Origin of the sequence: Mycolicibacterium frederiksbergense (assembly GCF_012223425.1) — a bacterium.
GTDB lineage: Bacteria > Actinomycetota > Actinomycetes > Mycobacteriales > Mycobacteriaceae > Mycobacterium > Mycobacterium frederiksbergense.
In genome coordinates this window covers 10,814-25,641 of record NZ_CP038799.1, presented here as the reverse complement: position 1 = coordinate 25,641, position 14,828 = coordinate 10,814, and the positions used below count along the sequence as shown (strand labels likewise).

At 69.2% G+C, this 14,828-nt stretch carries 13 protein-coding genes; 10 read left to right on the top strand and 3 right to left on the bottom strand.

Translation table 11 applies throughout. From position 1 onward, the window contains the following. Window positions 1-98: 98 nt before the first annotated feature. From mqo to EXE63_RS03135, 7 genes are all read left to right on the top strand, one after another. The gene (gene mqo / locus EXE63_RS03165; RefSeq protein ID WP_436277764.1) at window positions 99-1,538 is read left to right on the top strand and encodes a malate dehydrogenase (quinone); all 1,440 of its coding nucleotides are present in this window, start codon (window positions 99-101) and stop codon (window positions 1,536-1,538) included. Further along, the gene (locus tag EXE63_RS03160) at window positions 1,535-1,996 is read left to right on the top strand and encodes a GNAT family N-acetyltransferase (RefSeq protein WP_168140765.1); all 462 of its coding nucleotides are present in this window, start codon (window positions 1,535-1,537) and stop codon (window positions 1,994-1,996) included. Before mqo ends, EXE63_RS03160 begins: the two co-directional genes overlap by 4 nt. A gap of 2 nt (window positions 1,997-1,998) precedes the next feature. Next, a complete protein-coding gene (locus EXE63_RS03155; protein WP_168145367.1) occupies window positions 1,999-3,873 on the top strand; it encodes a magnesium chelatase subunit D family protein in 1,875 nt (624 codons plus the stop codon). 8 nt (window positions 3,874-3,881) lie between these two features. Further along, window positions 3,882-4,496 (top strand): cob(I)yrinic acid a,c-diamide adenosyltransferase, encoded by a 615-nt coding sequence (gene cobO, locus EXE63_RS03150; RefSeq protein WP_168140764.1) that lies wholly within the window; start codon window positions 3,882-3,884, stop codon window positions 4,494-4,496. Continuing rightward, window positions 4,493-5,860 (top strand): cobyrinic acid a,c-diamide synthase CobB, encoded by a 1,368-nt coding sequence (locus EXE63_RS03145; protein WP_168140763.1) that lies wholly within the window; start codon window positions 4,493-4,495, stop codon window positions 5,858-5,860. Before cobO ends, EXE63_RS03145 begins: the two co-directional genes overlap by 4 nt. Beyond that, window positions 5,857-7,062: a uroporphyrinogen-III C-methyltransferase gene (gene cobA, locus EXE63_RS03140; protein WP_168140762.1), complete on the top strand. Its 1,206-nt coding sequence runs from the start codon at window positions 5,857-5,859 to the stop codon at window positions 7,060-7,062. The genes EXE63_RS03145 and cobA overlap by 4 nt, the downstream gene beginning before the upstream one ends. 129 nt (window positions 7,063-7,191) lie before the next feature. Then, a complete protein-coding gene (locus EXE63_RS03135; RefSeq protein ID WP_234904682.1) occupies window positions 7,192-8,682 on the top strand; it encodes an MFS transporter in 1,491 nt (496 codons plus the stop codon). Here EXE63_RS03135 and EXE63_RS03130 read toward each other — a convergent pair. Next, complete coding sequence (locus EXE63_RS03130) at window positions 8,645-9,547, bottom strand: alpha/beta fold hydrolase (RefSeq protein WP_168140760.1); 903 nt, start codon at window positions 9,545-9,547, stop codon at window positions 8,645-8,647. The two genes, EXE63_RS03135 and EXE63_RS03130, sit on opposite strands and share 38 nt — an antisense overlap. A 223-nt stretch (window positions 9,548-9,770) precedes the next feature. On the opposite strand from EXE63_RS03130, the gene EXE63_RS03125 reads away from it, so the two are divergent. Genes EXE63_RS03125 through EXE63_RS03115 form a run of 3 tightly spaced genes read left to right on the top strand, consistent with a single transcriptional unit; the run spans window position 9,771 to window position 13,686 of the window. Then, entirely contained in the window at window positions 9,771-11,255 is a 1,485-nt protein-coding gene (locus tag EXE63_RS03125) for an MFS transporter (protein ID WP_168140759.1), read from the top strand. After that, window positions 11,252-11,917 (top strand): 4a-hydroxytetrahydrobiopterin dehydratase family protein, encoded by a 666-nt coding sequence (locus EXE63_RS03120; RefSeq protein ID WP_168140758.1) that lies wholly within the window; start codon window positions 11,252-11,254, stop codon window positions 11,915-11,917. Before EXE63_RS03125 ends, EXE63_RS03120 begins: the two co-directional genes overlap by 4 nt. Window positions 11,918-11,928: 11 nt before the next feature. Beyond that, window positions 11,929-13,686 (top strand): proline--tRNA ligase, encoded by a 1,758-nt coding sequence (locus EXE63_RS03115; RefSeq protein ID WP_168140757.1) that lies wholly within the window; start codon window positions 11,929-11,931, stop codon window positions 13,684-13,686. On the opposite strand, the gene EXE63_RS03110 is transcribed toward EXE63_RS03115, so the two are convergent. Further along, on the bottom strand, window positions 13,683-14,165 hold the full coding sequence (locus EXE63_RS03110) for a ferritin-like domain-containing protein (RefSeq protein WP_168140756.1): 483 nt from the start codon (window positions 14,163-14,165) through the stop codon (window positions 13,683-13,685). The genes EXE63_RS03115 and EXE63_RS03110 overlap by 4 nt on opposite strands. Then, window positions 14,162-14,698 (bottom strand): hypothetical protein, encoded by a 537-nt coding sequence (locus EXE63_RS03105; protein WP_168140755.1) that lies wholly within the window; start codon window positions 14,696-14,698, stop codon window positions 14,162-14,164. The genes EXE63_RS03110 and EXE63_RS03105 overlap by 4 nt, the downstream gene beginning before the upstream one ends. Window positions 14,699-14,828 lie beyond the last annotated feature (130 nt).

Below are 14,828 nucleotides of genomic sequence, written 5' to 3'. Positions count from 1 at the left end.
CGGCCCGACCGCTTGCCCTGCCACCGGCGGGATAACCTTATTGCGTGTCTGACCCGAAAGTAGCCAAGACAGACGTCGTGCTCGTCGGCGCCGGAATCATGAGCGCCACGCTCGGTGCGCTGCTGCGCCTCCTGGAACCCGACTGGTCGATCACGATGATCGAGCGCCTCGACGGTGCGGCCGCCGAGAGCAGCGATCCGTGGAACAACGCCGGCACCGGGCACTCCGCGCTGTGTGAGCTGAACTACACGCCGCAGAAGTCCGACGGCACCATCGACACCGCCAAGGCGATCACCGTCAACGAGCAGTTCCAGGTGTCGCGGCAGTTCTGGGCCTACGCCGTCGAGAACGGGGTGCTGCCCGACGTGCGCAGCTTCCTCAACCCGATCCCGCACGTGAGCTTCGTGCACGGTGCGGCGAACGCCGAGTACCTGAAGGCTCGTTACGAGGCGCTGGTGACCAACCCGCTGTTCGCCTCGATGGAGTACATCGACGACAAGGACGAGTTCGCCCGCCGGCTTCCGCTGATGGCCGCCAAACGGGACTTCAGTGACCCGGTCGCACTGAACTGGACGCAGGCCGGCACCGATGTCGACTTCGGGTCGTTGTCACGTCAGCTGATCGGCTACTCCGCCACCCACGGTATGACCACGCTGTTCGGTCACGACGTGCGTGATCTGCACAAGGAGTCCGACGGCAGCTGGACGGTGAAGGTCGCCAACCGGCGCACCCGCGCCAAGAGCAAGATCAACGCCAAGTTCGTCTTCGTCGGCGCCGGTGGCGGCGCGCTGCCGTTGCTGCAGAAGGCCGGCATCCCGGAGGCCCACGGTTTCGGTGGTTTCCCGGTCGGAGGCGCGTTCCTGCGCACCGGAAACCCTGAGCTGGCCGCCGCCCACCAGGCCAAGGTGTACGGTCTGCCCCCGCTGGGGGCCCCGCCGATGTCGGTGCCGCACTTGGACACTCGCGTCATCAACCACAAGTCCTGGCTGCTGTTCGGCCCGTTCGCCGGGTGGTCGCCGAAGTTCCTCAAGCAAGGCAAGGTCACCGACCTGCCGTTGTCGGTCAAGCCCAACAACCTGGCCTCGATGCTGGGCGTCGGTCTGACCGAGACCGGCCTGTTGAAGTACCTGATCGGCCAGCTGCTGCTGAGTGAGAGTGCGCGCGTCGACACGCTGCGCGAATTCGCGCCCAGCGCAGTCGATTCCGACTGGGAGTTGGACATCGCCGGTCAGCGGGTCCAGGTGATCCGCCGCAAGGGCGCCGGTGGCGTGCTCGAATTCGGCACCACCGTACTCACTGCCGGCGACGGCACCATCGCCGGTCTGCTGGGCGCCTCACCGGGTGCCTCGACGGCCGTGCCCGCCATGCTGGAGGTCATGGAGCGTTGCTTCGCCGACCAGTACCAAAGCTGGCTGCCCAAACTCAAGGAGATGGTCCCGTCGCTCGGTACGAAGTTGTCGACCGAGCCCGCGCTGTTCCACGAGGTCTGGGATTACGGCACCAAGGTCCTCAAGCTGGATGCTCCCGCGCCCGTATGACGGTCGCGCTGCGCCGAAGCTGGGCCAAGGATCTGGACGCTGCAACGCTCTATGAGCTGCTCAAGTTGCGTGTCGAGGTGTTCGTCGTGGAGCAGGCCTGCCCGTACCCGGAACTCGACGGCCGCGATCTGCTCGCCGAGACCCGCCATTTCTGGCTGGAAGGTGAGGGCACGCAGGTGATCTCGACGTTGCGCCTGATGGAGGAACATCCGGGTGGGGAAAAGGTGTTCCGGATCGGGCGGGTGTGCACCAAACGTGCCGACCGCGGGCACGGACACACCGCACGGCTGATGCAGGCCGCCATCGCCGAGGTGGGCAATTATCCGTGCCGCATCGACGCCCAGACCTATCTGCAGGACATGTACGGCGCGCACGGGTTCGTGCGCGACGGCGACGAGTATCTGGAGGACGGCATCCCGCACGTGCCGATGATCCGGCCGGGAGCGGTGGCGCTGTGACCATCACTCACTATCCGTTCAGCGCGTTGGTGGGCCATGACCGGCTGCGGCTGGCGCTGGTGCTCTGCGCGGTGCGCCCCGATATCGGCGGCGTGCTGATCCGTGGGGAGAAGGGCACCGCGAAGTCGACCGCGGTGCGTGCCCTGGCAACGGTGCTGGCCCAGGTCGACGATGACGCGCGTCTCGTGGAACTGCCGATCGGCGCGACCGAGGACCGGGTGGTCGGATCACTGGACCTGCAGAAGGTGCTGCGCGACGGCGAGCACGCGTTCTCGCCGGGCCTGCTGGCCCGCGCCCACGGCGGCGTGTTGTACGTCGACGAGGTCAACCTGCTGCACGACCATCTCGTCGATGTGTTGCTCGACGCGGCCGCGATGGGCCGGGTGCACATCGAACGCGACGGCGTATCGCATTCCCATGATGCGCGTTTCGTGCTGATCGGCACCATGAATCCCGAGGAGGGGGAGCTTCGCCCGCAGTTGCTCGACCGTTTCGGGCTGACCGTCGACGTGGCCGCCTCACGCGATGTCGATGTGCGGGTCGAGGTGATCCGCTCCCGGCTGGCCTTCGAGGCCGATCCGGCCGGGTTCGCCGCCCGCTATGCCGATGCCGATGCCGAGCTGGCCTCGCGGATCGCCGACGCGCGGCTGGCGGTGGCCGACGTCGTGTTGCCGGACAACGAGTTACGGCGCATCGCGGCCCTGTGTGCGGCCTTCGACGTGGACGGCATGCGCGCCGACCTGGTGCTCGCGCGCACCGCGGTGGCCCACGCGGCCTGGCGGGGCAGTTGCACCGTGCAGGAGGAGGACATCCGGGTGGCGGCCGAACTGGCACTGCCGCACCGGCGCCGGCGCGATCCCTTCGACGACCCGGGCCTGGACCCCGAACGCCTCGACGAGGCGCTCTCGCAGACCGAAGAGGCACCCGAGGACCCCGAACCCGAGCCCGAGCCGCCGGGCGGTGGCGGATCGGACGCCCCGACGGACGGCCCCGCCCCGCAAGGGGATTCGCAGAGCAGCGGGCAGGCCGGTGAGCCATCCGAGGCGCCGAAGCGCAACGGCGCGCCGCCGACCCGGTCCAGCGCGCCGCCGTCGGCCACCTTCCGGACCAAGGCGCTGGTGGTGCCCGGGATCGGTGAGGGTGCCCCGGGCCGCCGTTCCCGGGCCCGCAACCGCACCGGAAGCACCGTGGGCTCCACCGAGGTGCCCGGCGAGGGGCACGGCACCCACGTGTTCGCGACCCTGCTGGCCGCGGTCAACAACCAGCGCCGGCCGGGCCGCCCGCAGGTGCGGCCCGACGATGTCCGCCGTGCCGTGCGGGAGGGCCGGGAAGGCAACCTGGTGATCTTCGTCGTCGACGCCTCCGGGTCGATGGCCGCGCGGGACCGGATGTCCGCTGTCGGCGGGGCCACGCTGTCGCTGTTGCGCGATGCCTACCAGCGCCGCGACAAGGTCGCGGTGATCACCTTCCGTGGCCAGCGCGCCGACGTGCTGCTCCCACCCACCTCCTCGGTGTACATCGCCGGACAGCGCCTGGCCCGCTTTGACACCGGCGGCAAAACGCCACTGGCACAGGGATTGCTGGCCGCCCGCGACGTGGTGCTGCGCGAGAAGGCGCGCGACCGGGCCCGCCGCCCGCTGGTCGTGGTGCTCACCGACGGGCGGGCCACCGGGGGACCGGACCCGCTGGGCCGGACCCGGACCGCCGCCGGCCTGTTGGTCGCCGAGGGTGCCGCGGCCGTCGTGGTGGACTGCGAGACATCGTTTGTGCGTCTGGGTTTGGCCGAGCAGTTGGCCCGTCAGCTGGAAGCGCCCGCCGTGCGACTGGCCCAGCTAAGGGCCGGCGAGCTGACATCGTTGGTCAAGACCGCTGCGTAGGAGACACCGTGCCACAGGGACAACCGCTGACCGTGCCCAATGACGGGCTGACCACCAGGGCGCGACGCAATGCGCCATTGCTGGCGGTGCACACCGGTCCCGGCAAGGGCAAGTCGACCGCGGCGTTCGGGATGGCACTGCGGGCCTGGAACCAGGGTTTCGACATCGCGGTGTTCCAGTTCGTGAAAAGTGCCAAATGGAAAGTCGGCGAGGAGAGCGCTTTTCGGGAGCTCGGCCGGCTCCACGACGAGCACGGCACAGGTGGGGCCGTGCAGTGGCACAAGATGGGCTCGGGCTGGTCGTGGACGCGCAAACAGGGCAGCGACGTCGACCACGCCGAGACCGCGCGCGACGGGTGGGCCGAGATCAAACGCCGGATCGCCGAGCAGAGCCACGACTTCTATGTGCTCGACGAGTTCACCTACCCGCTCAAGTGGGGCTGGATCGCCACCGATGAGGTGATCGCGACGCTGGCCGACCGGCCGGGCAACCAGCACGTGGTGATCACCGGCCGGGACGCCCCGCAGGCGCTGATCGAGGCCGCCGATCTGGTGACCGAGATGACCAAGGTCAAACACCCGATGGACGCCGGCCGCAAGGGTCAGCGCGGCATCGAATGGTGAGCGTCCCCGCCGTCATCATCGCCGCTCCCGCATCGGGAAGCGGAAAGACCACCGTGGCAACGGGGTTGATGGGGGCGCTGCGCCGTGCCGGGCACCGGGTCGCACCGTTCAAGGTGGGACCCGACTTCATCGATCCGGGCTATCACGCCCTGGCCACCGGGCTGCCCGGCCGCAATCTGGACGCGGTGATGCTGGGGGAGTCGTTGATCGGCCCGCTGTACCGGCACGGCACCGCCGGCGCCGATATCGCGGTCGTCGAAGGGGTGATGGGGCTGTTCGACGGCCGGATCGCCGAGGACGGGGTGGGCCCGGCGCGCGGGTCCACCGCACACGTCGCGGGGCTGCTCGGCGCTCCCGTCGTGCTGGTGGTCGATGCGCGGGGTCAGAGTCACAGCATTGCCGCTCTGCTGCACGGCTTTTCGACGTATGACACGTCGATCCGGATGGCCGGGGTGATCTTGAACCGGGTCGGTTCTCCGCGCCACGAGCAGGTGCTGCGCCAGGCGTGCGAACAGGCCGGGGTGCCGGTGCTCGGGGCGATTCCGCGCACCGCCGAACTCGAGGTGCCCTCGCGCCACCTCGGTCTGGTCACCGCCGTCGAGTACGGCGCGCTCGCCGATCGTGCCGTCGCGGCGATGACGGATCTGGTGGCCGAGCACATCGACATCGCGGCCCTGGTCGCCGCCGCCGCGAGCAATGTCGGCGCCGAAGCCTGGTCACCGGATTTGCGCCCGCCCCGGACCGCCGGGGTGACCGTCGCACTGGCCGCGGGGCGGGCATTCAGTTTCGGCTACGCCGAGCACCGCGAACTGCTGACCGCCGCCGGCGCCGACGTCGTCGACTTCGATCCGCTGCTCGATGAGCTGCCCGGAGACACCGCCGCCCTGGTCATCCCGGGTGGCTTCCCCGAACAGTTCACCGCCGAACTGTCGGCCAACGAGACCGTGCGCGGCCAGATCCGGGCGTTGGCGGCAGCGGGCGCCCCGGTGCACGCCGAATGCGCCGGCCTGACCTATCTGGTCGAGGATCTCGACGGGGTGCCGATGTGCGGGGTGCTGGCCGGTTCGGCGCGATTCACCGAGCGTCTCACCCTGGGCTACCGGGATGCCGTGGCGGTCACCGAATCGCCGCTGCACACCGTCGGTGAGCGGGTCAGTGGACACGAATTTCACCGCACTGCAGTGACTTTCGGTGAGGACTATCCGAGCGCCTGGGGTTACAGCTCGGCAACCGGCCGGCGCGCCGGCGACGGTGTGGTGCACGGTGGTGTGCACGCCGGGTACCTGCACACCCACCCGGCGGCGCACCCGCAGGCCAGCTCCCGCTTCGTCGCGGCGGCCGCAACCTTTAAGCTCGGCGGGTGACAGAGAACGCCTACCTGGTCGGCCTGCGTCTGGAAGGCCGCAAGGTCGTCGTGGTGGGCGGCGGCACGGTGGCCCAACGGCGGCTGCCGCTGCTGATCGCCGCCGGTGCCGATGTCCATGTGATCACCCGTGCAGCCACCCCGTCGGTGGAGGCGTTCGCGCCGATGACGTTGGAGTTGCGCGACTTCCGTGACGAAGATCTCGACGGCGCCTGGTATGTGCTGGCCGCCACCGATGACCCGGACGTCAACGCCGCGATCGTGGCGGGTGCCGAACGTCGCCGCATCTTCTGTGTGCGTGCCGACGTGGCCATCGAGGGCACCGCGGTCACGCCCGCCACCTTCGACCACGACGGCCTGTCGGTCGGCGTGCTGGCCGGCGGTGAGCACCGACGTTCCGCGGGTATCCGCACCGCCATCCACGAAGCCCTGCAGACCGGGGCCATCGCCGACCGCAGCGGGGACTCCGACGATGTGGTGCGCGAGGGTGTGGCGCTGGTCGGTGGCGGTCCGGGGGACCCGGAGCTGATCACGGTGCGGGGCCGGCGGCTGCTGGCGCACGCCGATGTGGTGGTCGCCGACCGGCTTGCCCCGCCGGAGCTGCTCGCCGAACTGGGGCCGCACGTCGAGGTGATCGACGCCGCGAAGATCCCGTACGGCCGCGCGATGGCGCAGGAGGCCATCAACAACGTCCTGATCGAGCGCGCCAAGGCCGGCAAGTTCGTCGTCCGGCTCAAGGGCGGGGACCCGTTCGTCTTCGCCCGCGGCTATGAAGAGGTCATCGCGTGCGCCGAGGCCGGTGTTCCGGTCACCGTCGTGCCGGGTGTGACCAGTGCCATAGCGGTTCCCGCCCTGGCCGGCATTCCGGTCACCCACCGGCACGTCACCCATGAGTTCGTGGTGGTCAGCGGCCATGTTGCGCCGGACCATCCCGAATCGTTAGTGAATTGGGATGCGCTGGCCGCGATGTCGGGCACGATCGTGCTGCTGATGGCCGTCGAACGCATCGAGCTGTTCGCCGGTGCGCTGCTGGCGGGCGGTAGACCTGCGGATACGCCGGTGATGGTGGTGCAGCACGGCACGACGGCCGCCCAGCGGACGGTGCGCGCCACGCTTGCCGACGTCGGCGAGAGGGTGCGTTCGGAGGGGATTCGACCGCCCGCAATCATCGTGATCGGGCCCGTGGCGGGCTTCGGCAGTTAAAGGATTCTTAAGATTACTGTAAGGTAACCCGGTATGACTGCTCTCAACGACGCTGGGCGCAAATCCAGCCGCCGGGACGACGCAGATGGCAGCAACCGGGCCCTTCCAGTACACGTCGGCCGGGGGGACATGCGGCAAAACAGCAGGTTACCGGCATGGGTGCCGCCCTGGAACTTCATTGCCGCGGTCATTGCCATCGGTGGTATGCAGCTGCTCGCGACGATGGACAGCACCGTCGCGATCGTGGCTCTTCCTAAGATCCAGGACGAACTGGGCCTCTCCGATGCAGGTCGCAGCTGGGTCATCACGGCCTATGTGCTGACCTTCGGCGGCCTGATGTTGCTGGGTGGACGCCTCGGCGACACCATCGGCCGCAAACGCACCTTCATCGTCGGTGTCGCCCTCTTCACCATTGCCTCGGTGTTGTGCGGTGTCGCGTGGGACGAGGCCACCCTGGTGATCGCGCGCCTGCTGCAGGGCGTCGGCGCCGCCATCGCCTCGCCGACCGGCCTCGCGCTGATCGCCACCACCTTCCCCAAGGGGCCGGCCCGTAACTCGGCCACCGCCGTGTTCGCCGCCATGACCGGCGTCGGCTCGGTCATGGGCCTGGTCGTCGGCGGCGCGCTCACCGAGGTGTCGTGGCGCTGGGCGTTCCTGGTGAACGTGCCGATCGGCCTGATCATGCTCTACCTGGCCCGCACCCACCTGACCGAGACCCACCGTGCCCGGATGAAGCTGGACGCCACGGGCGCGATCCTCGCGACGCTGTTCTGCACCGCCGCGGTGTTCGGATTCTCGATGGGCCCGGAGAAGGGCTGGTTGTCGCCGCTGACGCTGGGCTCCGGCGCCGCGGCCTGCATTTTCGGGCTCGCGTTCCTCTACGTCGAACGCACGGCGGAGAACCCGGTGGTGCCGTTCTCGCTGTTCCGTGACCGCAACCGGGTGGCCACCTTCATCGCGGTCTTCCTGGCCGGCGGCGTGATGTTCACCCTGACCGTGCTGATCGGCCTGTACGTGCAGGACATCATGGGCTATAGCGCGCTGCGCGCCGGTATCGGTTTCATCCCGTTCGTGGTCGCGCTGGGTATCGGCCTGGGCCTGTCCTCGCAACTGGTCTCGCGATTCGCGCCGCGGTGGATCGTGATCGCCGGTGGCGTGTTCGTGCTGGCCGCGATGATCTACGGTTCGACACTCAACGGCGACATCCCGTACTTCCCGAATCTGGTCATTCCGATCACCGTCGGTGGTTTCGGCATCGGCATGATCGTGGTGCCGCTGACCGTCTCGGCGATCGCCGGGGTGGGCTTCGACGAGATCGGTCCGGTATCGGCGATCGCGCTGATGCTGCAGAACCTCGGTGGACCCGTGGTGCTGGCGATCATCCAGGCCGTCATCACCTCGCGCACCCTGTACCTCGGTGGCACCACCGGCCCGGTCAAGAACATGAACGAGGCGCAGCACAACGCCCTCGATGCGGGCTACACCTACGGGCTGCTGTGGGTGGCCGCGGTCGCCGTCGTGGTGGGTGCGGTGGCGCTGTTCATCCGCTACACCGCGGAGGAAGTGGCACACGCCCAGGAGGTCAAGGATGCGATCGACGCCGGAGAGCTGGACGGCTGAGGAACTCCCGCACCAGCGGTACGACCTCGCCCAGGTGCGTCTCCAGCAGCCAGTGCCCGCCGTCGAAGGTGTGAACCTCGGCCTCGGGCAGATCGCGTAGATAGGCCCGCGCGGACGCTTCGGGCATGTAGCCGTCGTTGACGCCCCACACGATCAGGGCGGGCGGGCGGTGCTCACGCAGGTAGGCCTGTTCGGCGTCGAAGCGCTGCAATGTCGACGGCTGGTCCTCCAGCAGCCGGATCAGGTTGGCGATGCGTTCCGGTGTCGCCATCAGACTCCAGTGCAGCGTCCACAGGTCGGGGCTGATCCGATCCGCGAGCACTTCGGGCAGTTCGCCGACGAACTCACTGCGGAAGCCCTGCAGCGTCACGTGCTCGGTGATGGTGCGCCTGGCCTGCGGTCCGGGATTTTCCCAGGCCCGTTCGAGGAAGGCGTATTTCGGCCCGAACGCATCGGGATAGATGTCGCCGTTCTGGATGATCAGGCCGGTGACACGGTCGGGTGCCGACATCGCCAAGTGCAGACCGAACTGCGAGCCGTAGTCGTGCAACCAGAGCGCATAGGAGGCCAGCCCGAGCCCGGCGGCGAACTTTCCGAGGAACTGGCCGTAGGCATCGAAGGTGTAGCCGAATTCCTGCGGCGCGGGTGTCGCGCTGTAGCCGAAACCCGGCAGGTCGGGTGCCAGCAGCCGCCACCGGTCACCCAGCGCCGGCAGCAGATGGCGGAACGCGTAGGACGAGCACGGATACCCGTGCGGAAGCAGCACCACCTCCGCGTCCGCAGGGCCGGCCTCCCGGTAGAACGTGTCAACGCCATCGATGACGATGCGACGGTGCCGGACGGGCACCGGAACCAGATCGGTCATGGGAGATGGCTTGCCCGGCCGTCGGCGCCATAAACAGATTCCCAGAGATTTGCGGAATGCATGTTTGGTGCCGGGCGTTGCAGGGTATTGCCCGGTGACTGCGCCAGATCGAGCGCACCACTGGTGCTGCGCGTCGAAATCACACCCGTGTAATTTGTCCACACCTGTGCATGAATCCTGTGGATAAACGTTGCGTCGGGCCCCGTCGGTAGGGTGGGAAGCCATGTCGGGGTCGCAGGGTTCGGGTACGCGGCTGTCGGAAACCGTTCTCGGCCCGGCCATCGTGGCCATCACCGGAATGCAGCTGATGGCCACCCTCGACGGCACCATCGTCATCGTCGCCCTGCCCCGCATGCAGGCCGAGCTGGCGCTCTCCGATGCCGGCAAGAGCTGGGTCATCACCGCCTATGTCCTCGCGTTCGGTGGTCTGCTGCTGCTGGGCGGCCGGATCGGCGATGCGATAGGGCACAAGCGTGCGTTCCTGGCCGGCGTCGGCACCTTCACCATCGCCTCGCTGATCTGCGGTGTCGCCACCGATGAGATCACCCTGATCGCGGCGCGCGGCGTGCAAGGGCTTGGCGCCGCGGTGGCCGCCCCGACCGGGCTTGCCCTGATCGCCACCACCTACGCCGTCGGGCACGCCCGGAACAAGGCGCTGGCGGTATCGGCGGCGATGCAGGGCATCGGTTCGGTACTCGGGCTCATCCTGGGCGGTGCGCTCACCGAGCTGTCGTGGCGCTGGGCCTTTCTCATCAACGTGCCGATCGGCATCGCGATCATCGTGGTCGCCGCGCTGTGGCTGGCCGAGACCCGGCACGAGCGGCTGACCCTGGATGTCTCCGGCGCGCTGCTGGCGACGCTGGCCTGCACCGCGGCGGTGCTGGTGTTCACCCAGGGCCCGCCGCGCGGCTGGATCGATCCGTGGGTGTTCGCCGCCGGCGCCGCGACGGTGCTCGCACTGGTCGCCTTCGTCATCGTCGAGCGCCGTGCGGACAACCCGCTGGTGCCGTTCTCGGTGTTCGACAACCCCAGCCGGGTTGCGACCTTCGTGGCGTACTTCCTGGCCGGTGGCGTGATGCTGACGGTCAGCGTGATGATCGGCCTGCTGGTCCAGGACGTGCTCGGCTACTCCGCGCTGCACGCCGGCATCTGCTTCATCCCGTTCGCGCTCGCCATGGGTGTCGGCAATCTGGCCGCCACCCGGTTCGCGCCGCGCTTCGCGCCGCGCTGGCTGGTCATCGGTGCCGGCAGCCTGGTGCTGGCCGCCATGCTGTTCGGGTCGACGCTGGAACGCGATGTGCCCTACTTCCCGGATCTGGTGGTGTTGTTCGCGCTGGGCGGGCTCGGCATCGGCGTGATCTCGGTGGTGCTGCCGCTGTGTGCGGTCGCCGACGTCGCACCGCGGGACATCGGACCGGTGTCGGCGGTGACCCTCATGGTCTACAACCTCGGCGGCCCGATCGTGCTCGTCGTCATCCAGGCCGTGCAGACCTCGCGCACGCTGTATCTGGGCGGGACGACAGGACCGGTGCACGATATGACGCCCGCCCAACTCGACGCCCTCGGGCACGGATACACGTACTCGCTGCTGTGGGTGGCCGGCATCGCGGTGCTGGTCGGTGTCGCGGCACTGGGCATCAGATTCACTGCCCGTCAGATCGCCAGCGCCCAACACACCAAGGAAGCCGTCGAGGCGGGGGAACTGTGAACCCGACCCGCCGGCAGATCTCGGATGCCACCGGGGCGCTGGGCTGGCGGCTGGTCCTCGGGGCGATTCACGCCCAGGTGCGGGTGCGCACGTTGGGCGAGGCCGCCGAGGTGGCCGCGCTGGCCGTCGCGGCGTGCCCGGACGCATCCGGGCACCTGTCCCTCGACGTGCGCGCGGATCGCGTGCTGCTGACGTTGCAGTCCGAGGCCGAAGGCGCGGTGACCGATCTGGATCTGGATCTGGCCGGCCGGCTGGCCGGAGCGCTGCGGGCCGCGGGCAAGACGGTCGAACCCGGCCCCGATCTGCATGCCTTCGAGATCGCCATCGACGCCCTCGACATCGCCGCGGTGCGGCCGTTCTGGAAGGCCGTGACGGGTTACCGCGACGCCCGCAGCACCACCGATCTGAACCATGGCCTGGTCGACCCGGCCGGGCGCGGTCCGGCGATCTGGTTCCAGCAGATGGATTCGCCACGCCATGAGACCCGCAATCGGATGCACCTCGATGTCGACGTCGCGCACGATGTGGCCGCCGCGCGCATCGCGGCGGCGCTGGCGGCGGGCGGTGTCATGCCCAGCGATCACGCCGCACCGGCGTTCTGGGTGCTCGCCGATGCCGAAGGCAACGAGGCGTGCGTCTGCACCTGGCAGGGGCGCGACTAGGCTTGCCGCTCGTGATCACCCGTATGTCCGAGCTGTTCCTGCGAACCCTGCGTGACGATCCCGCAGACGCCGAAGTCCCCAGCCACAAGCTGCTGATCCGCGCCGGTTACGTGCGCGCCGTCGGCCCCGGGATCTACAGCTGGCTGCCGCTGGGCCTGCGGGTGCTGCGCAAGATCGAGAACATCGTCCGCAGTGAGATGAACGCGATCGGCGGTCAGGAGATCCTGCTGCCCGCGCTGCTGCCGCGCGCCCCCTACGAGACCACCAACAGGTGGACCGAGTACGGCGACACGCTGTTCCGGCTGCAGGACCGGCGCAACAATGACTATCTGCTGGGCCCGACCCATGAGGAACTGTTCACCCTGACGGTCAAGGGGGAGTACTCCTCCTACAAGGACCTGCCGGTGCTGCTCTATCAGATCCAGACCAAGTACCGCGATGAGGCACGTCCGCGCGCAGGCATTCTGCGCGGCCGCGAGTTCGTCATGAAGGACTCCTACTCCTTCGATGTCGACGAGGACGGACTCAAGACCGCCTACCACGCGCACCGCGAGGCCTATCAACGCATCTTCAACCGGCTCAAGGTGAAGTACGTCATCGTCTCGGCGGTGTCCGGCGCCATGGGCGGCAGCGCGTCGGAGGAGTTCCTCGCCGAGAGCGAGGTCGGTGAGGACACCTTCGTGCGCTGCCTGGAATCCGGGTACGCCGCCAACGTCGAGGCCGTGATCACCCGGGCGCCGGCCGACGTGCCCATCGAGGGTCAGCCCGCCGCGCAGGTCCACGACACCCCCGACGCCCCGACCATCGCGACCCTGGTGGACTGGGCCAATTCGGCCGACCTGGCGCAGTTCGACGGGCGCGCGGTCACCGCCGCGGACACCCTCAAGAACGTCCTGATGAAGATCCGCGAACCCGGGGGCGAGTGGGAACTGCTCGGGATCGGCGTCCCCGGCGACCGTGAGATCGACGAGAAGCGCCTCGGGGCGGCGCTCGAACCGGCGGAGTTCACGCTCCTCGCGGATGCCGATTTCGCCGCCAATCCCTTCCTGGTGAAGGGTTATGTTGGTCCGAAAGCCCTGCAGGACAACGGTGTCCGCTATCTGGTGGATCCGCGGGTGGTATCGGGCACGTCTTGGATCACCGGCGCCGACGCGCCCAACAAGCACGTCGTGGGGCTGGTTGCCGGCCGCGACTTCACCCCCGACGGCACCATCGAGGCCGCCGAGGTGCGCGACGGCGATCCCGCACCGGACGGCGCCGGGGTACTCACCTCGGCCCGCGGTATCGAGATCGGTCACATCTTCCAGCTGGGTCGCAAGTACGCCGACGCGTTCGGCGCCGATGTCCTCGGCGAGAACGGCAAGCCGGTGCGACTCACCATGGGCTCCTACGGCATCGGCGTCTCGCGGATGGTCGCGGTGATCGCCGAACAGCAGCACGACGAGATCGGCCTGCGCTGGCCGGCTTCGGTCGCGCCGTTCGATGTGCACGTCGTGATCGCCAACAAGGATGCCGGTGCCCGCGAGGGCGCCACCGAGTTGGCAGGCGAACTGTCCCGCTTGGGATTCGAGGTGCTCTTCGACGACCGCACCGCCTCGCCCGGGGTCAAGTTCAAGGACGCCGAACTGCTCGGGATGCCGTGGATCGTGGTGGTCGGACGGGGTTGGGCCGACGGGGTGGTCGAACTGCGCAACCGGTTCACCGGCGAGGCCCGCGAGCTCGCCGCCGACGGTGCCGCCGCCGAGGTGGCCGCCGCGCTGCGGGACTAACCTGTCGTCTCTGGCCCGCCCGGGAAGGCCGTGGTGATCTGGGGGACCCCGAGCACCTGGTTCCACCGGGCGGCCAGCACCGCGGCCTGCGTCATCGCGGTGACCGCGAAGCGGCGATCCTCCGGTGTCTGGGCCTGTTCGGTCACCGCCCGCCACGCGGTGGCGGTGTCGGACTCCATCCGCACCGCCAGTTCGGCGGCATCGCCGGGGTCGGTCACCTCCAGCGGCAGCTCGTAGCCGGCCGCGGGCAGCGGCGCGGTCACCCCCCGTTCTGCGAGCATGACCAGCGCCTCTTCGCGACGTGCCCGGTGCTGGGCCATCGCCTCGGCGACCAGCGCGTTGTCATCGGGCGTGGAATGCGCCGACACCACGCCGTAGCCGTAGATGGCGCCGTGCTCGGTCGCGACCGCGTCGAACAACGCCGCCTGCGCGGCGTCGGCCGGCCGGTCCGGATCGGGACTGGGCTGCGGCGAGGTCATCGCTTCTTCTCCGGATCACCCAGTGCCACTTGATAAGCGGCGGTGCAGGAGGCCGCGATGGAGCCCAGCAGCCCGGCCCGGTAGCCGGCCATCTGGGTGGCGACCCGGGCGGCGTCCTCGCCCGACTCGCGAAGCGCCTTGGCGACGGCGGTGACGGTCGGCGGGGCGGCCGGCACCGCCGTGGTGCCGGTGGTGGTCGGCGCGGTACTCGTGGTGGGCGCCGCACCGTCGGTCAACCGGGTGATCTCGTCGGCGAGGGCGCGGGCGTGCGCGGTGCGCTCGGCGGCGATCGTCGTGAGCGTGGCCACCATCTCGGGCGTGAGTGTCCGTCCGGGCGGTGCTGTCGCGGCCTCACCGGCGAGCAGGCTGTCGGCGTGCGCGCGGTCGAACTGGGTCTGCAGGTCGGCCAGATCGGCCGGCGGCGGGGGTGGTGAGCAGGCCGTTGTCCCGGCGAGCAGTCCCATCGCCAGAGTCGCGGGGACCGCCGCGACCAGCAGGCGGCGCCGGGTCAGGGTGGGTGGGGCACTCGGCACGCCCACATCCTGCCATGTTCTCCTGCGCTGCTCGTTTGGTGATTGGCACGTCGCGCCTGGCGTATCGTTTGGTAACCGATCCGGGTCCAGCCGACCGGGGAATGTGTCCGCACAACTCAAGATGAGGAGC

Coding starts and splice junctions, on each gene's coding strand:
- EXE63_RS03160 (WP_168140765.1), top strand. CDS start 1,535: ATGACGGTCGCGCTGCGCCGAAGCTGGGCCAAGGATCTGGACGCTGCA.
- EXE63_RS03135 (WP_234904682.1), top strand. CDS start 7,192: ATGCGGCAAAACAGCAGGTTACCGGCATGGGTGCCGCCCTGGAACTTC.
- mqo (WP_436277764.1), top strand. CDS start 99: ATGAGCGCCACGCTCGGTGCGCTGCTGCGCCTCCTGGAACCCGACTGG.
- EXE63_RS03125 (WP_168140759.1), top strand. CDS start 9,771: ATGTCGGGGTCGCAGGGTTCGGGTACGCGGCTGTCGGAAACCGTTCTC.
- EXE63_RS03130 (WP_168140760.1), bottom strand. CDS start 9,547: ATGACCGATCTGGTTCCGGTGCCCGTCCGGCACCGTCGCATCGTCATC.
- EXE63_RS03110 (WP_168140756.1), bottom strand. CDS start 14,165: ATGACCTCGCCGCAGCCCAGTCCCGATCCGGACCGGCCGGCCGACGCC.